The following is a 614-nucleotide window of genomic DNA, read 5'->3' as shown; positions in this document are numbered from 1 at the left end:
CGGCGACCAACTTCCACCAGTTGAACGCGGGCGAGCAGAAGCAGTTCTTGCAGACGGCGGCGGGCGCCATCGCGCAGGGCATGCTCAACGAGAGCTTGCTGCAGGAGTGCACTTGCGCGTACGTCGATCCCTTCCGCGTACGCTCCGTGTGCGTCAATAAGGCCAGGAAGGAAGTCGCGCGCAGACGGAAGTAAAACACCAAAGAACGAACGATCCATGAACTATCTGTGATTCTAACGTGCCATGGATTTAATGCCTAGTTTGCCAAATAATACCTGTTTGGAATAAAAAGTCACTGAATTGTATACTAAGACTATATTTGTCGTAACCCATGTAGAATTAGTTATACCTTATTGTAGTTTATTAACTGTTGACAATACACTTGAAATATATAATTTTTACTAGATTAAAAATTATTCCTATTTCTCGAAAATATATTGTATAAACTTACTGTCCTAAATTGCTATAAACACCATTGGTGACTTTTTGTACTAAGCACGTAGCTACTATATTTAAGAATAAAATGTAATTACTTTGGACGCATAGTATAAGCGACACCCCTATATCTCTAGTATAAGGGTGTCGCTTGTTCTGTCCATCTCACTCGCCTTAGA

General features: G+C 41.7%; 1 protein-coding gene. It reads left to right on the top strand.

The features are described 5' to 3' along the window. A partial coding sequence (locus ACFFNX_RS51985) for a hypothetical protein (RefSeq protein ID WP_378213896.1) occupies positions 1 to 194 on the top strand: 194 nt, incomplete at its 5' end. Positions 195 to 614 lie beyond the last annotated feature (420 nt).

The organism is Actinoallomurus acaciae (assembly GCF_042429965.1).
Lineage (GTDB): Bacteria > Actinomycetota > Actinomycetes > Streptosporangiales > Streptosporangiaceae > Actinoallomurus > Actinoallomurus acaciae.
Note: the sequence above shows the minus strand (reverse complement) of the source record. Positions and strands in the feature narration are given on the sequence as shown.